Source organism: Ruegeria sp. CG1, assembly GCF_056537265.1.
In genome coordinates this window covers 1-16,266 of the sequence record NZ_JBQFRF010000002.1, presented here as the reverse complement: position 1 = coordinate 16,266, position 16,266 = coordinate 1, and the positions used below count along the sequence as shown (strand labels likewise).

Sequence of the window (16,266 nt, the reverse complement as noted above, 5' to 3'; positions counted from 1 at the left end):
ACCCCTCGGCAAATATGAGCCGGGGTGAGGTATCGCCCCTAACTTGGAGAGAACTGTGGATAGAGCCCAGAAAGAGAAAGTGGTCGAGGAACTCGGCCAAATCTTCGAAAGCTCTGGCGTCGTAGTGGTTGCTCACTACGCCGGTCTGACAGTTGCCGAGATGCAGGACCTTCGCGCACGTGCTCGTGACGCGGGTGGCTCCGTGCGTGTTGCCAAGAACAGGCTCGCCAAAATCGCCCTTGAGGGTAAGCCGTGTGAAAGCATGGCCGACCTGCTGACAGGGATGACCGTTCTGACCTATTCCGAGGACCCCGTGGCAGCAGCCAAGGTGGCCGAGGACTTCGCCAAGGAGAACAAGAAGTTCGAAATCCTTGGCGGTGCAATGGGCGAGAACGCTCTGGACCGCAAAGGCGTCGAAACAGTTTCGAAAATGCCGTCTCGCGAGGAGCTCATTGCTTCGATCGTGGGCTGCATTGGCGCACCTGCTTCGAACATCGCCGGCGCGATTGGCGCACCTGCAAGCAACATCGCAAGCATCCTTTCCACCATCGAAGAGAAGGCGGAAGCTGCGTAAGCGGTTGGCACTGAATGATCTGCGTAGGGGATTGCCCCTGACGTTGGAACACACACTGTAAACGGAAAGAGCTGATAAAATGGCTGATCTGAAAGCACTCGCAGAAAGCATCGTGGGTCTGACCCTGCTGGAAGCACAAGAACTGAAAACCATCCTCAAAGACGAATACGGCATCGAGCCCGCAGCTGGCGGCGCCGTAATGGTCGCAGCCGGTGGCGACGCCGGTGGCGCAGCTGAGGAAGAGAAAACCGAATTCGACGTCGTTCTGAAGAACGCCGGCGCTTCGAAAATCAACGTGATCAAAGAAGTTCGCGGCATCACCGGTCTGGGCCTGAAAGAAGCCAAAGAACTGGTCGAAGCTGGCGGCAAGATCAAAGAAGGCGTGTCGAAAGACGAAGCCGAAGAAGTCAAAGGCAAGCTGGAAGCAGCTGGCGCCGAAGTCGAGCTGGCCTAAGCCAACCGACAGGTGCATCGCTGATGCGCCGCAAAATTTGGCTGGGTCCGGAGAAATCCGGGTCCAGCCGAACCTGTCTTAGAAAGGGCCTCATTGTCTGGGGCGTTTTCTAAGACACGGTTTTCGGATCGGGAGGCCACCTTCGGGACGGTGGTCACGAATTGATCCGGACGTGTCGTCTCGATTGTGCAAGATGCCGGGGCCCGACGGTGTCTTTGCCCGCTGAGAACATCGAAAGGTGACATCTGACATGGCTCAAACGTTCCTTGGCCAGAAACGTCTTCGTAAATATTACGGCAAAATCCGCGAAGTTTTGGAAATGCCGAACCTCATTGAGGTGCAGAAATCTTCTTATGATCTTTTCCTGCGCTCCGGCGATGCAGAACAGCCCACAGACGGCGAAGGCATCAAAGGCGTGTTCCAGTCGGTTTTTCCGATCAAGGATTTCAACGAAACTTCCGTTCTGGAGTTCGTGAAATACGATCTGGAAAAACCCAAATACGACGTCGAAGAGTGCATGCAGCGCGACATGACCTACAGCGCGCCGCTGAAGGTCACGCTGCGTCTGATCGTGTTTGATGTAGATGAGGACACCGGCGCTAAATCGGTCAAAGACATCAAAGAACAGGACGTGTTCATGGGCGATATGCCCCTGATGACACCGAACGGCACCTTCATCGTGAACGGTACCGAGCGTGTGATCGTGTCCCAGATGCACCGTTCGCCTGGTGTGTTCTTTGATCACGACAAGGGCAAGACCCATTCCTCGGGCAAACTGCTTTTTGCTTGCCGCATCATCCCGTATCGCGGCAGCTGGCTGGACTTTGAGTTCGACGCCAAGGACATCGTGTTCGCCCGTATCGACCGTCGTCGTAAACTGCCTGTGACAACCCTGCTTTATGCGCTGGGTCTGGATCAGGAAGCGATCATGGACGCGTATTACAACACCGTGTCCTACAAGCTGGACAAGAAGAAAGGCTGGGTCACGCCCTTCTTCCCAGAGCGTGTGCGCGGTACCCGTCCGACATATGATCTGATCGACGCGAAATCGGGCGAAGTGATTGCCGAAGCGGGCAAGAAAGTCACCCCGCGCGCGGTCAAAAAGCTGATCGACGAAGGCGCTGTTACCGACCTGCTGGTGCCCTTCGACAACATCGTCGGCAAGTATGTCGCCAAGGACATCATCAACGAAGAAAACGGCGCGATCTATGTCGAAGCCGGTGATGAGCTGACCCTGGAGTATGATAAAGACGGCGACCTGATCGGCGGCACCGTCAAGGACCTGATGGATGCGGGCATCACCGACATCCCGGTTCTGGACATCGACAACGTCAACGTTGGCCCCTACATGCGCAACACCATGGCTCAGGACAAGAACCTGAACCGTGAAAGCGCGCTGATGGACATCTACCGCGTCATGCGTCCGGGCGAGCCTCCCACCGTCGAGGCTGCGTCGGCTCTGTTCGACACCCTGTTCTTCGACAGCGAGCGCTATGACCTGTCCGCCGTTGGTCGTGTGAAGATGAACATGCGTCTGGCTCTGGATGCGCCGGACACCCTGCGCACGCTGCGCCGCGAAGACATCGTGGCCTGCATCAAGGCGCTGGTGGAACTGCGTGACGGTAAAGGCGACGTGGACGATATCGACCACCTCGGCAACCGTCGTGTCCGTTCGGTCGGCGAACTGATGGAAAACCAGTATCGCGTTGGCCTGCTGCGCATGGAGCGCGCGATCAAAGAGCGTATGTCGTCGGTCGAGATCGACACCGTCATGCCGCAGGACCTGATCAACGCGAAACCAGCTGCGGCTGCTGTTCGTGAATTCTTTGGCTCATCGCAGCTGTCGCAGTTCATGGACCAGACCAACCCGCTTTCGGAAGTCACCCACAAACGCCGTCTCTCGGCGCTTGGCCCGGGCGGTCTGACGCGTGAGCGTGCGGGCTTTGAGGTGCGCGACGTACACCCGACCCACTATGGTCGGATGTGCCCGATTGAAACGCCCGAAGGTCCGAACATTGGTCTGATCAACTCACTGGCCACCTTTGCCCGCGTGAACAAGTATGGTTTCATCGAAACACCCTACCGCGTCGTCAAAGACGCCGAGGTGACCGATGAGGTTCACTACATGTCCGCGACCGAGGAAATGCGACACACCGTGGCGCAGGCGAACGCGACGCTGGATGCCGATGGCAAGTTCATCAACGATCTGGTTTCGACCCGTCAGGCCGGTGACTACACCCTCGCCCCGCGCGAGAATGTGGACCTGATCGACGTGTCGCCGAAACAGCTGGTCTCGGTTGCTGCATCGCTGATCCCGTTCCTTGAAAATGACGACGCTAACCGCGCTCTGATGGGCTCGAACATGCAACGTCAGGCGGTTCCGCTGCTGCGCGCCGAAGCGCCGCTGGTCGGTACCGGGATCGAGGAAAAGGTCGCGATCGACTCAGGCGCTGCGATTCAGGCGAAACGCGCCGGTATCATCGACCAGGTCGATGCCCAGCGTATCGTTATTCGCGCCACCGAGGATTTGGAACTGGGCGACGCTGGCGTTGACATCTATCGTCTGCGCAAATTCCAGCGGTCGAACCAGAACACCTGCATCAACCAGCGTCCGCTGATCAAGGTGGGTGACACCGTCCAGAAGGGCGAAGTTATTGCCGACGGTCCGTCGACCGATATGGGTGAACTGGCGCTTGGTAAGAACGTGGTCGTCGCGTTCATGCCGTGGAACGGTTACAACTACGAAGACTCGATCCTGATCTCGGAACGTATCGCGCGTGACGACGTCTTCACCTCGGTCCATATCGAGGAGTTCGAAGTCGCCGCCCGTGACACCAAGCTGGGCCCGGAAGAGATCACCCGCGACATTCCGAACGTCGGTGAAGAAGCGCTGCGCAACCTCGACGAGGCAGGCATCGTTTACATCGGTGCGGATGTTGAGCCGGGCGATATTCTGGTCGGCAAGATCACTCCGAAGGGCGAAAGCCCGATGACCCCGGAAGAAAAGCTGCTGCGCGCCATCTTTGGTGAGAAAGCATCTGACGTGCGCGACACCTCGCTACGCGTGAAGCCGGGTGACTACGGTACGGTTGTTGAGGTCCGCGTCTTCAACCGTCACGGCGTCGAAAAAGACGAGCGTGCGCTGCAGATCGAGCGTGAGGAAGTCGAGCGTCTGGCCCGTGACCGGGACGACGAGCTGGCGATCCTGGACCGCAACATCTATGCGCGTCTGCAAGGTCTGATCCTTGGCAAAACCGCTGTCAAAGGCCCGAAAGGCGTCAAACCAGGCTCGGTGATCACCGAGGAACTGCTGGAAACCTTGACCCGCGGTCAGTGGTGGCAGTTGGCACTGGAAGGTGAGCAGGACGCACAGATCGTTGAAGCCCTGAACGAGCAGTACGAAGTGCAAAAGCGTGCTCTGGACGCCCGTTTCGAGGACAAGGTCGAGAAAGTCCGCCGTGGCGACGACCTGCCGCCGGGTGTGATGAAGATGGTCAAAGTCTTCATCGCCGTTAAGCGTAAGCTGCAGCCGGGCGACAAGATGGCCGGTCGTCACGGGAACAAAGGTGTTATCTCCAAGGTTGTTCCGATGGAAGACATGCCGTTCCTGGCCGATGGTACTCCGGTTGACTTCTGTCTGAACCCGCTGGGTGTGCCTTCGCGTATGAACGTCGGTCAGATCCTTGAAACCCACATGGGTTGGGCCGCACGCGGTCTGGGTCTGAACATCGATGAGGCTCTGGGTGAGTACCGCCGTTCCGGCGATCTGACCCCGGTGCGCGAAGCGATGAAGCTGGCTTATGGCGAGGATGTCTACGAAGAAGGCATCACCGGTCTGGACGAGGATGGCCTGATCGAGGCTGCGGGCAACGTGACCCGTGGTGTTCCGATCGCTACTCCGGTCTTCGACGGTGCCAAAGAAGCAGACGTCAACGACGCGCTGGTGCGTGCGGGCTTCTCGGAAAGCGGTCAGTCGGTTCTGTTCGACGGTCGCACCGGTGAGCAATTCGCGCGCCCGGTCACCGTGGGCATCAAGTACCTGCTGAAATTGCACCACCTGGTGGACGACAAGATCCACGCGCGTTCGACCGGGCCGTACAGCCTGGTTACCCAGCAGCCGCTGGGTGGTAAGGCGCAGTTCGGTGGTCAGCGCTTTGGTGAGATGGAGGTCTGGGCTCTGGAAGCTTACGGCGCCGCCTACACCCTGCAGGAGATGCTCACCGTGAAATCGGATGACGTCGCCGGTCGGACCAAGGTCTATGAGTCGATCGTCAAGGGCGAGGATAACTTTGAAGCGGGCGTACCGGAATCGTTCAACGTTCTTGTTAAAGAAGTCCGTGGCCTCGGCCTGAATATGGAACTCCTGGATGCGGAGGTTGAGGAGTAAGGGCCTCGGCCCTTCCTCCCGTCCCCCCTTCCGCAAAATTTGAGGTATCAAAATGAACCAGGAAATCACCAACAACCCGTTCAACCCGCTGACGCCCCCGAAGGTCTTTGACGAGATCAAGGTCTCGCTGGCGTCGCCCGAACGGATTCTGTCTTGGTCCTACGGTGAGATCAAGAAACCCGAAACCATCAACTACCGGACTTTCAAGCCCGAGCGTGACGGTCTGTTCTGCGCGCGTATCTTTGGCCCGATCAAAGATTACGAATGTCTGTGCGGTAAATATAAGCGGATGAAGTATCGCGGCGTTGTCTGCGAGAAATGCGGTGTGGAAGTCACGCTGCAGAAAGTCCGCCGCGAGCGTATGGGCCACATCGAACTGGCCGCGCCCGTCGCACATATCTGGTTCCTGAAATCGCTGCCGTCCCGCATCGGTCTGATGCTTGACATGACGCTGCGCGATCTGGAACGCGTTCTGTACTTTGAAAACTACGTCGTCATCGAGCCCGGTCTGACCGACCTGACCTACGGCCAGATGCTGACCGAAGAAGAGTACATGGATGCGCAGGATGCCTATGGCATGGATGCGTTCACCGCGAATATCGGTGCCGAAGCCATCCGTGAGATGCTGGCCCAGATCGATCTGGAAGCCGAAGCCGAGCAGCTGCGCGCTGATCTGGCCGAAGCAACCGGCGAGTTGAAGCCCAAAAAGATCATCAAGCGTCTGAAGGTTGTCGAATCCTTCCTCGAGTCGGGCAACCGGCCTGAGTGGATGGTCATGACCGTGATCCCGGTCATTCCGCCGGAACTGCGTCCGCTGGTTCCGCTGGATGGTGGCCGGTTCGCGACCTCGGATCTGAACGATCTGTATCGCCGCGTCATCAACCGGAACAACCGTCTGAAGCGTCTGATCGAGCTGCGCGCGCCTGACATCATCGTCCGCAACGAAAAGCGGATGCTGCAGGAATCCGTGGATGCTCTGTTCGACAACGGCCGTCGTGGCCGCGTGATCACCGGCGCCAACAAACGCCCGCTGAAATCGCTGTCGGACATGCTGAAGGGTAAGCAGGGTCGCTTCCGTCAGAACCTTCTGGGTAAGCGCGTCGACTTCTCGGGCCGTTCGGTCATTGTGACCGGCCCTGAGTTGAAGCTGCACCAGTGTGGTCTGCCCAAGAAGATGGCGCTGGAACTGTTCAAGCCGTTCATCTACTCGCGCCTTGAGGCCAAGGGTCTGTCTTCGACCGTGAAACAGGCGAAGAAACTGGTCGAGAAAGAACGTCCCGAAGTGTGGGATATCCTAGACGAGGTGATCCGCGAACACCCTGTCATGCTGAACCGTGCGCCGACGCTGCACCGTCTTGGCATTCAGGCGTTCGAGCCGGTTCTGATCGAAGGTAAAGCCATCCAGCTGCACCCGCTGGTCTGTTCGGCCTTTAACGCCGACTTCGACGGGGACCAGATGGCCGTTCACGTCCCTCTAAGCCTTGAGGCCCAGCTGGAAGCCCGTGTTCTGATGATGTCGACGAACAACGTTCTTTCGCCGGCAAACGGCGCGCCGATCATCGTTCCGTCGCAGGATATGATCTTGGGTCTGTACTATGTGACCCTCGAACGCGAAGGCATGCCGGGCGAAGGCAAGGTCTTCGGTTCGATCGAAGAAGTTCAGCACGCGCTGGACGCGGGTGAGGTGCATCTGCACTCGAAAATCACCGCGCGGATCACGCAGATCGACGACGAAGGCAACGAAGTTCAGAAGCGCTATGAAACCACTCCGGGCCGTCTGCGTCTGGGTGCATTGCTGCCGATGAACAACAAAGCCCCGTTCGAGCTGGTCAACCGCCTGCTGCGGAAGAAAGAAGTGCAGCAGGTGATCGACACCGTCTACCGTTACTGCGGTCAGAAAGAGTCGGTTATCTTCTGTGACCAGATCATGTCGATGGGCTTCAAAGAAGCGTTCAAGGCGGGCATCTCGTTCGGCAAGGACGACATGGTCATCCCGGATGACAAGTGGGGCATCGTTGATGACACCCGCGGTCAGGTGAAGGACTTCGAACAGCAGTACATGGACGGCCTGATCACTCAGGGCGAAAAGTACAACAAAGTTGTCGATGCCTGGTCGAAGTGTAACGACCGCGTCACCGAAGCGATGATGAGCACCATCTCTGACGTTGCCAAGGCCGAAGACGGGTCGGATCAGGAGCCGAACTCGGTCTACATGATGGCCCACTCGGGTGCGCGTGGCTCGGTCACTCAGATGAAACAGCTGGGCGGTATGCGCGGCCTGATGGCCAAGCCGAACGGTGACATCATCGAGACGCCGATTATCTCGAACTTTAAAGAAGGTCTGACCGTTCTCGAGTACTTCAACTCGACCCACGGTGCCCGTAAGGGTCTGTCGGATACCGCTCTGAAGACGGCGAACTCGGGTTACCTGACCCGTCGTCTGGTAGACGTCGCACAGGACTGCATCGTTCGCGAGATCGACTGTGGTACTGAGCGTGCGATCACAGCCGAAGCCGCCGTGAATGACGGTGAGGTTGTTGCCTCGCTGGCCGAACGTGTGCTGGGTCGTGTGGCGGCTGACGATGTTCTGCGTCCGGGCACGGATGAGGTGATCGTGGCCGCTGGTCAGTTGATCGACGAACGCATGGCGGACACCATTGACGAAGCTGGTGTTGCGTCGATGCGCATCCGCTCGCCTCTGACCTGTGAGTCCGAGGAAGGCGTCTGCGCCACCTGCTACGGTCGTGACCTTGCACGCGGCACCATGGTGAACACAGGTGAGGCTGTCGGCATCATCGCCGCGCAGTCCATTGGTGAACCCGGTACGCAGCTGACGATGCGTACTTTCCACATCGGTGGTGTTGCGCAAGGTGGTCAGCAGTCGTTCCAGGAAGCCAGCCAGGAAGGCGTCGTTTCCTTCGAGAACCCGCAGATTCTGGTCAATGCCGCAGGCGAAAGCCTCGTTATGGGCCGGAACATGAAGCTGGTGATCAGCGACGAACACGGCGAAGAGCGTGCCAGCCACAAGCTGGGCTATGGCTCCAAGCTGTTCGTCAAGGACGGCACCAAGGTTGCTCGTGGCGACAAGCTGTTCGAATGGGATCCCTACACCCTGCCGATCATCGCCGAGAAAGCCGGTACCGCGAAATATGTCGACCTTGTTTCGGGCCTTGCGGTCCGGGATGAGACCGACGATGCAACCGGCATGACCCAGAAGATCGTGATCGACTGGCGCGCGGCCCCCAAAGGCAGCGACCTCAAGCCCGAGATCATTCTGGTTGGTGAAGATGGCGAGCCGGTCCGCAACGATGCGGGCAACCCGGTTCACTATCCGATGTCGGTGGATGCGATCCTGTCCGTCGAAGATGGTCAGACCATCGAAGCCGGTGACGTTGTTGCGCGTATCCCGCGTGAAGGCGCCAAGACCAAGGACATCACCGGTGGTCTGCCACGTGTGGCCGAACTGTTCGAAGCCCGTCGTCCGAAAGATCACGCGATCATCGCAGAAGCCGATGGTTACGTGCGCTTTGGCCGCGACTACAAGAACAAGCGCCGCATCAGCATCGAACCGGCTGACGAGTCCATGGAGACCATCGAATACATGGTACCCAAGGGCAAGCACATCCCGGTCGCCGAAGGGGACTTCATCCAGAAGGGTGAATACCTGATGGACGGTAACCCGGCTCCGCATGACATCCTGTCCATCATGGGTGTCGAAGCGCTGGCGGATTACATGATCGACGAAGTGCAGGACGTTTATCGTCTGCAGGGCGTTAAGATCAACGACAAGCACATCGAGGTCATCGTGCGCCAGATGCTGCAGAAGTGGGAGATCCTGGATTCAGGTGACACCACCCTGCTGAAAGGCGAACATGTCGACAAGCAAGAGTTCGACGCAGCCAACGAGAAGACTATCTCGCGTGGCGGTCGTCCGGCTCAGGGTGAGCCGATCCTTCTGGGGATCACCAAAGCTTCGCTGCAGACGCGTTCGTTCATCTCGGCGGCGTCGTTCCAGGAAACCACCCGCGTGCTGACCGAAGCCTCGGTTCAGGGCAAGAAAGACAAGCTGGTTGGCCTGAAAGAGAACGTCATCGTTGGTCGCCTGATCCCTGCCGGTACCGGTGGGGCCACTCAGGCCGTCCGCCACATCGCGCAATCGCGTGACAACGTGGTCATCGAAGCCCGCCGGGAAGAGGCCGAAGCGGCTGCTGCTCTGGCCGCTCCGACCTTCGACGACGACATGGTCGGTGATGAGCTGGACGTTCTTGTGGAAACACCGGAAAGCCGCGAATAGGCACCCTCAATAACTAAGAAAGGCCCCGCGATTTCGCGGGGCCTTTCTTGTTGTGAGCGCTCCGAGGCGAACTCTCACAAAGATAGTTACTAATGTGACCCGGTTTGTGGCATGCTTTCGTCAACAGAGGAGGGGGCCGCAATGACAACCCGTCAAACGCATGGGCGAAAGCGCCTGTATGACAGTATTTTGGACACCGTTGGAGACACGCCAAGCATACGAATAAACAGGATCGCGCCCTCAAACGTGACGGTTTACGTAAAATTCGAAGCGTTTAACCCGGCCAGTTCTGTCAAAGATCGCCTTGCCCTCAACATCATCGAAGCGGCAGAACGCGACGGTAGCTTAAAACCCGGTCAGACAGTAGTTGAGGCGACCTCGGGGAATACCGGTATCGGGCTGGCGATGGTCTGCGCGGCCAAAGGCTATCCCTTAGTTGTGACGATGGCCGACAGTTTCTCGGTCGAGCGGCGCAAGCTGATGAGGTTTTTGGGGGCAAAAGTTGTCCTGACACCGCGCGCGCAAAAGGGGTTCGGCATGTATACAAAAGCCAAGGAATTGGCCGAGCAGAACGGCTGGTTCCTGGCCAGCCAGTTTGAAACCGCAGCCAATGCCGATATTCACGAAAATACCACCGCGAGGGAAATCTTGGGTGACTTTGATGGGCAGAATCTCGACTATTGGGTTACGGGCTATGGCACTGGCGGGACGGTCTCGGGCGTGGCCCGGGTGCTGAGGAAAGCGCGCCCTGAGACCAAGATCATCCTGACCGAGCCTGCCAATGCAGCCATTGTGTCGTCGGGGTATGTAAACACCCGCAACGAAATAAACCAGCCGACCGAGAGCCACCCGAACTTCGAACCGCATCCGATACAGGGTTGGACGCCTGATTTCATTCCGTGGGTTCTGCAGGAGGCCATTGATAACTCGTACTATGATGAGTTGATTCCCGTTCCCGGTAGCGACGGTATTGCATGGTCGCGCCGTTTGGCCGCAGAAGAGGGGATTTTTACCGGTATTTCTGGTGGCTCGACCTTTGCGGTCGCGATGAAACTGGCCGAGACTGCGCCGGAAGGTTCCGTCATGTTGGTAATGTTGCCAGATACGGGCGAGCGTTACCTTTCGACACCATTGTTTGATGGCGTAGAAGATGAGATGACGGATGATGAGATCGAGATCTCGAAATCTACGCCTTCCGCCCAGATGACAGATTGAAACGACTGAAAAGTCGACAGTTTGTGTAGCTCGTCGGAACTATTACTGTAGGATTGTCAGGCGCAAATTGACTTCGTGATCGATTGAACAGTTAGTACGACGATATATTGAAGACCGGGTGTTGATTAAATGAGTCCTAACGTTAAAGGCGCGCTGCTGATGATGGGCAGCATGGCGGCCTTTACCATCAATGATGCGTTGGTGAAAGTGGTGGGGCAAGATCTGCCTCTGTTCCAACTTGTGACCATGCGCGGAGTTTTGGCGACAGTTCTTGTGTTGATAATGGCCCGTTATCTTGAGGCGCTTCACCTGAATTTTCCCCTCCATGACAAATGGCTTATCGCATTACGGTGCCTGGCAGAGTTGGCGGCGACCATCTTCTTTTTAACGGCTCTGATGCACATGCCGCTTGCCAACGTTACGGCAGTTCTACAGGCGTTGCCGCTGACCGTGATTTTGGGTGCTGCCTTATTCTTCGGTGAAGTAATTGGATGGAGACGTATTGCTGCAATTGCGCTTGGGTTCGTCGGTATGTTGTTGATCGTTCGGCCCGGTCCTGAAGGATTCAGCATCTATGCGATTTACGCATTGATTGCGGTTGCTTCCGTTACAGTTCGCGATTTGATCACCCGCCGAATGTCAGCTGAAGTACCTTCTATGGTGGTAACACTGGCGACATCCCTCACTATCACATTGGCAGCGATCATCGTCTCCACGTTTGAAGGATGGGTGCCGGTCTCGACCGCATCTGGAGCGATGATCGCCAGCGCTGCGGTCTTTGTTCTGATAGGCTATCTGTTCAGTGTCATGGTGATGCGCGTGGGCGAGGTCGGTTTTGTTGCGCCATTTCGCTATTCCAGCCTGCTTTGGGCACTGGGACTGGGGTGGGCTGTGTTTGGTGACTGGCCGGACGCGATCACAATGCTGGGTGGTGCATTGGTAGTTGGGGCAGGGATGTTCACTCTGTTTCGCGAACGGTCGCGTCAAGCGGAGAAGTGAGGCAAACGTACGAAACCGGGGTTTAGCGCGAAACGCGTGGCAAAATCGGTCTCGATTTCGGGCGTGATCGGCGCAAGCTGCGCCTTCTGCTTTTCAGCGCGCGGCGAGTCGTTGGAGTTGTTCAATGTCCTGATCCACATCGGGCGATCAGGATAACTGACCACTGGCATGAAACGCCCGATCCGGTTGTGGGTAAAACTTATGATCGTGTGGTCGCACCCGCCCGCGATAAGCATGCCCAAGCCCACCCCAAGCAGAGACTTGTAGACCTGCGCCGCCTGAACTCCGCCGGGTTCAAAACTGGCCTGATATCCGTTGTTGAAATCGATGCCGATGGCCTGGTTTTTCCCGATCAGCTTGGCTCCATCTTCCGCGGCCTCGCGTAGTCTTTCGATGAAATCAACAGATACGCTGTCGTCGTCATCATGGCGAAACTGAAGAACAGGCCGATCCGGGCTTAAACGCGCATCCTGCAGGTTACGCTTCATGACCTGCCGATGTTTTTGGTTCGGTTCGACGGGTCTTTGGATGATCTGAACCTGATTGATGTCGGCGGTCAGGTCCTTGAGCCGGTCAAACGCCGCCTTCGGAAGACAGTCTCCGACGGCGATCAGAAGCTGAAAGTCCTCATCGGTCTGTGCGCGAAAGCTGGGCAGGGTTACGGATTCAAACAGACGAAACCGCTCTTCCAGACGGGCAGGGTTGTATAAATGGCGGCGCCGGTCTTCGATCGTCTCATGTTCGATCTGGAAATCGCCCAGGGCAGGGAATGAAAATCGGCACAGGCCAATGACTTGCATGGGTCATCCAATGAATTGCAGAGCGCGGCCACTATGCACCCGGAGCAGGGCTGCCGCAATGCAAGTGCGCCATGGAATACGATATCCGAACCTGATAGACGGCTGATATCTTGATGTGCAACGCGCCTTTCCCGCAGGGCTGTTGACACTTGGCCCGACTCCCCTTAATACGCGCGACATCTCGGTACCGGGGGCCGCCCCATAACCGATTTCAGTAATGAACTGGTCAAGGCCCGGACACTTTTATCGTTCGCGCCCTCTGATAACAAACCGCGACGTTCACCTCGGAATGGGAACGCTCGCGGGTTTTGCGCTTGTGGACGCATGAGTGCAGCGAATTTAACCGCACGCAACGCGCGTGCATGTCATGTGTGTTGCAAAACGGGGAAGAAACCGGAATGCCAACTATTCAACAGCTGATCCGCAAACCGCGGCAGCCCAAAGTAAAACGCTCGAAGTCCATGCACCTGGAGCAGTGCCCGCAGAAACGCGGCGTCTGCACCCGCGTGTACACCACCACACCGAAGAAGCCGAACTCGGCTATGCGTAAGGTTGCCAAGGTGCGCCTGACCAACGGGTTCGAGGTCATCTCGTACATCCCCGGTGAAAGCCACAACCTGCAGGAACACTCGGTTGTTCTGATCCGTGGCGGCCGTGTGAAAGACCTTCCCGGTGTGCGTTACCACATCCTGCGCGGTGTTCTGGATACTCAGGGCGTCAAAGACCGTAAGCAACGCCGTTCGAAATACGGCGCGAAGCGTCCCAAGTAAGAAGGAGAGGCTGATATGTCACGTCGTCACGCCGCCGAAAAACGCGAAGTCCTGCCTGACGCCAAATTTGGCGACAAGGTACTGACCAAATTCATGAACAACCTGATGATCGACGGCAAGAAGTCGGTCGCAGAGCGCATCGTTTACAACGCCTTTGACCGCGTTGAGAACAAGGTAAAGCGCGCTCCTGTCGAAGTGTTCCACGAAGCGCTCGACAACATCAAACCGTCGGTCGAGGTTCGCTCGCGCCGGGTTGGTGGTGCAACCTATCAGGTTCCGGTCGAAGTGCGCCCCGAGCGCCGCGAAGCGCTGGCCATCCGCTGGCTGATCACTGCTGCGCGCGGCCGCAACGAAAACACCATGGAAGAGCGCCTTGCTGGCGAGCTGCTGGACGCCGTTCAGTCCCGCGGTACTGCCGTCAAGAAACGCGAAGACACCCACAAGATGGCCGAGGCGAACAAAGCCTTCAGCCATTATCGTTGGTAATCCGAGAGGCTTAGACCAATGGCACGCGAATATCCGCTCGAACTGTACCGTAACTTCGGTATCATGGCGCACATCGACGCAGGTAAGACCACCTGCTCGGAGCGTATCCTGTACTACACTGGTAAATCCCACAACATCGGTGAGGTGCACGATGGTGCAGCCACCATGGACTGGATGGAGCAGGAGCAGGAACGCGGCATCACCATCACTTCGGCTGCGACCACCACTTTCTGGGAACGCACCGAGGACGGTCAGACCGCAGAAACTCCTAAGCACCGCCTGAACATCATCGACACCCCCGGCCACGTTGACTTCACCATTGAAGTTGAGCGTTCGCTGGCGGTTCTCGACGGTGCCGTCTGCGTTCTGGACGCAAACGCCGGTGTTGAGCCCCAAACCGAAACTGTGTGGCGTCAGGCTGACCGCTACAAGGTTCCGCGTATGGTTTTCGTCAACAAGATGGACAAGATCGGCGCTGACTTCTTCAACTGCGTCAACATGATCGAAGACCGCACCGGCGCACGCGCTGTTCCGGTTGGTATTCCGATCGGCGCCGAGTCCGAGCTGGAAGGCCTGATCGACCTGGTCACCATGGAAGAGTGGCTGTGGCAGGGTGAAGACCTGGGCGCAAGCTGGATCAAAGCTCCGATCCGCGACAGCCTGAAAGACATGGCTGACGAATGGCGCGGCAAGATGATCGAAGCGGCCGTCGAAATGGACGACGACGCGATGATGGAATACCTGGAAGGCAATGAGCCCGACGTTCCAACCCTGCGCGCCCTGCTGCGCAAAGGTACTCTGGAAATCGCGTTCGTTCCGGTTCTGGGTGGTTCGGCGTTCAAGAACAAAGGCGTTCAGCCGCTGCTCAACGCTGTGATCGACTATCTGCCCAGCCCGCTGGACGTTGTTGATTACATGGGCTTCAAACCCGGCGACGAGGAAGAAGTTCGTGACATCGCCCGTCGTGCAGACGATGACATGGCCTTCTCGGGCCTGGCGTTCAAAATCATGAACGACCCCTTCGTTGGCTCGCTGACCTTCACTCGGATCTACTCGGGCACCATGAACAAGGGTGACTCGATCCTGAACTCGACCAAAGGTAAGAAAGAGCGCATCGGTCGTATGATGATGATGCACTCGAACAACCGGGAAGAGATCGAAGAAGCGTTTGCAGGCGACATCATCGCGCTGGCGGGTCTGAAAGACACCACCACCGGTGATACTCTGTGTGATGCGAAGGATCCGGTGGTTCTGGAAACCATGACCTTCCCCGATCCGGTTATCGAGATCGCGGTTGAGCCCAAAACCAAGGGCGACCAAGAGAAGATGTCCCAGGGTCTGGCCCGTCTGGCCGCTGAAGATCCGTCCTTCCGTGTGGAAACTGATCTGGAATCCGGTCAGACCATCATGAAGGGCATGGGCGAACTTCACCTGGACATCCTGGTTGACCGTCTGAAGCGCGAGTTCAAGGTTGAAGCGAACATCGGTGCTCCGCAGGTGGCCTATCGTGAAACCATCTCGATGCCGGTCGAGCACACCTACACCCACAAGAAACAGTCGGGTGGTTCGGGTCAGTTCGCGGAAGTCAAGCTGGAGATCCAGCCGACCGAAGCGGGCGAAGGTTACTCGTTCGAAAGCCGCATCGTTGGCGGTGCCGTTCCGAAGGAATACATCCCGGGTGTTGAAAAAGGCATCAACTCGGTCATGGATAGCGGCCCGCTGGCTGGCTTCCCCGTGATCGACTTCAAGGTTGCCCTGCTGGACGGTAAGTTCCACGACGTTGACTCGAGCGTTCTGGCATTCGAAATCGCATCGCGGATGTGTATGCGTGAAGGCATGCGCAAAGCTGGCGCGAAACTGCTGGAACCGATCATGAAGGTCGAAGTGATCACCCCGGAAGAATATACCGGCGGTATCATCGGTGACCTGACCTCGCGTCGTGGCCAGGTCTCTGGTCAGGAACCCCGCGGCAACGCAATTGCGATTGATGCGTTCGTTCCGCTGGCGAACATGTTCGGCTACATCAACACTCTGCGTTCGATGTCGTCGGGCCGTGCCCAGTTCACCATGCAGTTCGACCACTACGATCCGGTTCCGCAGAACATCTCGGACGAGATTCAGGCGAAATACGCATAAGCGAAGATTTGAGGGAGCGCGGCTAACGCGCTCCCTTCATTACCGAAAAAGGAGGCCATCATGGCAAAGGAAAAGTTTGAGCGTAATAAGCCGCACGTCAACATCGGCACGATTGGCCACGTTGACCACGGCAAGACCACGCTGACCGCAG

Annotated in this window: 11 protein-coding genes; 10 read left to right on the top strand and 1 reads right to left on the bottom strand. The window is 57.5% G+C overall.

What is annotated here, in order from left to right; all coding sequences use genetic code 11:
* Positions 1 to 55 precede the first annotated feature (55 nt).
* The 6 genes from rplJ (at position 56) to ACR0AU_RS05715 (ending at position 11,923) form a co-directional block, all read left to right on the top strand.
* On the top strand, positions 56 to 574 hold the full coding sequence (gene rplJ / locus ACR0AU_RS05740) for a 50S ribosomal protein L10 (protein ID WP_170714638.1): 519 nt from the start codon (positions 56 to 58) through the stop codon (positions 572 to 574).
* Between the two features lie 79 nt (positions 575 to 653).
* On the top strand, positions 654 to 1,028 hold the full coding sequence (rplL, locus tag ACR0AU_RS05735; RefSeq protein WP_010441182.1) for a 50S ribosomal protein L7/L12: 375 nt from the start codon (positions 654 to 656) through the stop codon (positions 1,026 to 1,028).
* 250 nt (positions 1,029 to 1,278) lie between these two features.
* Positions 1,279 to 5,415 carry a DNA-directed RNA polymerase subunit beta gene (gene rpoB / locus ACR0AU_RS05730; protein ID WP_170732466.1) on the top strand — a complete coding sequence of 1,379 codons (4,137 nt, stop codon included), beginning with the start codon at positions 1,279 to 1,281 and terminating at the stop codon, positions 5,413 to 5,415.
* Positions 5,416 to 5,467: 52 nt separating this feature from the next.
* Positions 5,468 to 9,709 carry a DNA-directed RNA polymerase subunit beta' gene (rpoC, locus tag ACR0AU_RS05725; RefSeq protein WP_170406489.1) on the top strand — a complete coding sequence of 1,414 codons (4,242 nt, stop codon included), beginning with the start codon at positions 5,468 to 5,470 and terminating at the stop codon, positions 9,707 to 9,709.
* A 141-nt stretch (positions 9,710 to 9,850) separates the two neighbouring features.
* A complete protein-coding gene (locus tag ACR0AU_RS05720; RefSeq protein WP_170732465.1) occupies positions 9,851 to 10,924 on the top strand; it encodes a pyridoxal-phosphate dependent enzyme in 1,074 nt (357 codons plus the stop codon).
* Between the two features lie 129 nt (positions 10,925 to 11,053).
* Positions 11,054 to 11,923 (top strand): DMT family transporter, encoded by an 870-nt coding sequence (locus tag ACR0AU_RS05715; protein WP_170732464.1) that lies wholly within the window; start codon positions 11,054 to 11,056, stop codon positions 11,921 to 11,923.
* On the opposite strand, the gene ACR0AU_RS05710 is transcribed toward ACR0AU_RS05715, so the two are convergent.
* Positions 11,908 to 12,723 carry a glycosyltransferase gene (locus ACR0AU_RS05710; RefSeq protein WP_480795403.1) on the bottom strand — a complete coding sequence of 272 codons (816 nt, stop codon included), beginning with the start codon at positions 12,721 to 12,723 and terminating at the stop codon, positions 11,908 to 11,910. The two genes, ACR0AU_RS05715 and ACR0AU_RS05710, sit on opposite strands and share 16 nt — an antisense overlap.
* A 398-nt stretch (positions 12,724 to 13,121) precedes the next feature.
* Here ACR0AU_RS05710 and rpsL point away from each other — a divergent pair, with 398 nt between their 5' ends.
* The 4 genes from rpsL to ACR0AU_RS05690 form a co-directional block, all read left to right on the top strand.
* Complete coding sequence (gene rpsL, locus ACR0AU_RS05705; protein ID WP_005621086.1) at positions 13,122 to 13,493, top strand: 30S ribosomal protein S12; 372 nt, start codon at positions 13,122 to 13,124, stop codon at positions 13,491 to 13,493.
* Between the two features lie 15 nt (positions 13,494 to 13,508).
* Positions 13,509 to 13,979 (top strand): 30S ribosomal protein S7, encoded by a 471-nt coding sequence (gene rpsG, locus ACR0AU_RS05700; protein WP_010441203.1) that lies wholly within the window; start codon positions 13,509 to 13,511, stop codon positions 13,977 to 13,979.
* Positions 13,980 to 13,997: 18 nt separating this feature from the next.
* Positions 13,998 to 16,115 (top strand): elongation factor G, encoded by a 2,118-nt coding sequence (gene fusA / locus ACR0AU_RS05695; RefSeq protein WP_170328783.1) that lies wholly within the window; start codon positions 13,998 to 14,000, stop codon positions 16,113 to 16,115.
* A 60-nt stretch (positions 16,116 to 16,175) separates the two neighbouring features.
* Positions 16,176 to 16,266: GTP-binding protein (locus ACR0AU_RS05690; protein WP_036223564.1), on the top strand; the 91-nt coding region annotated here is incomplete at its 3' end.

What these genes read in the sequence shown, in the direction of transcription:
- fusA (WP_170328783.1), top strand. Translation starts at nt 13,998, where the DNA reads ATGGCACGCGAATATCCGCTCGAACTGTACCGTAACTTCGGTATCATG.
- ACR0AU_RS05720 (WP_170732465.1), top strand. Translation starts at nt 9,851, where the DNA reads ATGACAACCCGTCAAACGCATGGGCGAAAGCGCCTGTATGACAGTATT.
- rpsG (WP_010441203.1), top strand. Translation starts at nt 13,509, where the DNA reads ATGTCACGTCGTCACGCCGCCGAAAAACGCGAAGTCCTGCCTGACGCC.
- rplL (WP_010441182.1), top strand. Translation starts at nt 654, where the DNA reads ATGGCTGATCTGAAAGCACTCGCAGAAAGCATCGTGGGTCTGACCCTG.
- rpoC (WP_170406489.1), top strand. Translation starts at nt 5,468, where the DNA reads ATGAACCAGGAAATCACCAACAACCCGTTCAACCCGCTGACGCCCCCG.
- rpoB (WP_170732466.1), top strand. Translation starts at nt 1,279, where the DNA reads ATGGCTCAAACGTTCCTTGGCCAGAAACGTCTTCGTAAATATTACGGC.
- rpsL (WP_005621086.1), top strand. Translation starts at nt 13,122, where the DNA reads ATGCCAACTATTCAACAGCTGATCCGCAAACCGCGGCAGCCCAAAGTA.
- ACR0AU_RS05710 (WP_480795403.1), bottom strand. Translation starts at nt 12,723, where the DNA reads ATGCAAGTCATTGGCCTGTGCCGATTTTCATTCCCTGCCCTGGGCGAT.
- ACR0AU_RS05715 (WP_170732464.1), top strand. Translation starts at nt 11,054, where the DNA reads ATGAGTCCTAACGTTAAAGGCGCGCTGCTGATGATGGGCAGCATGGCG.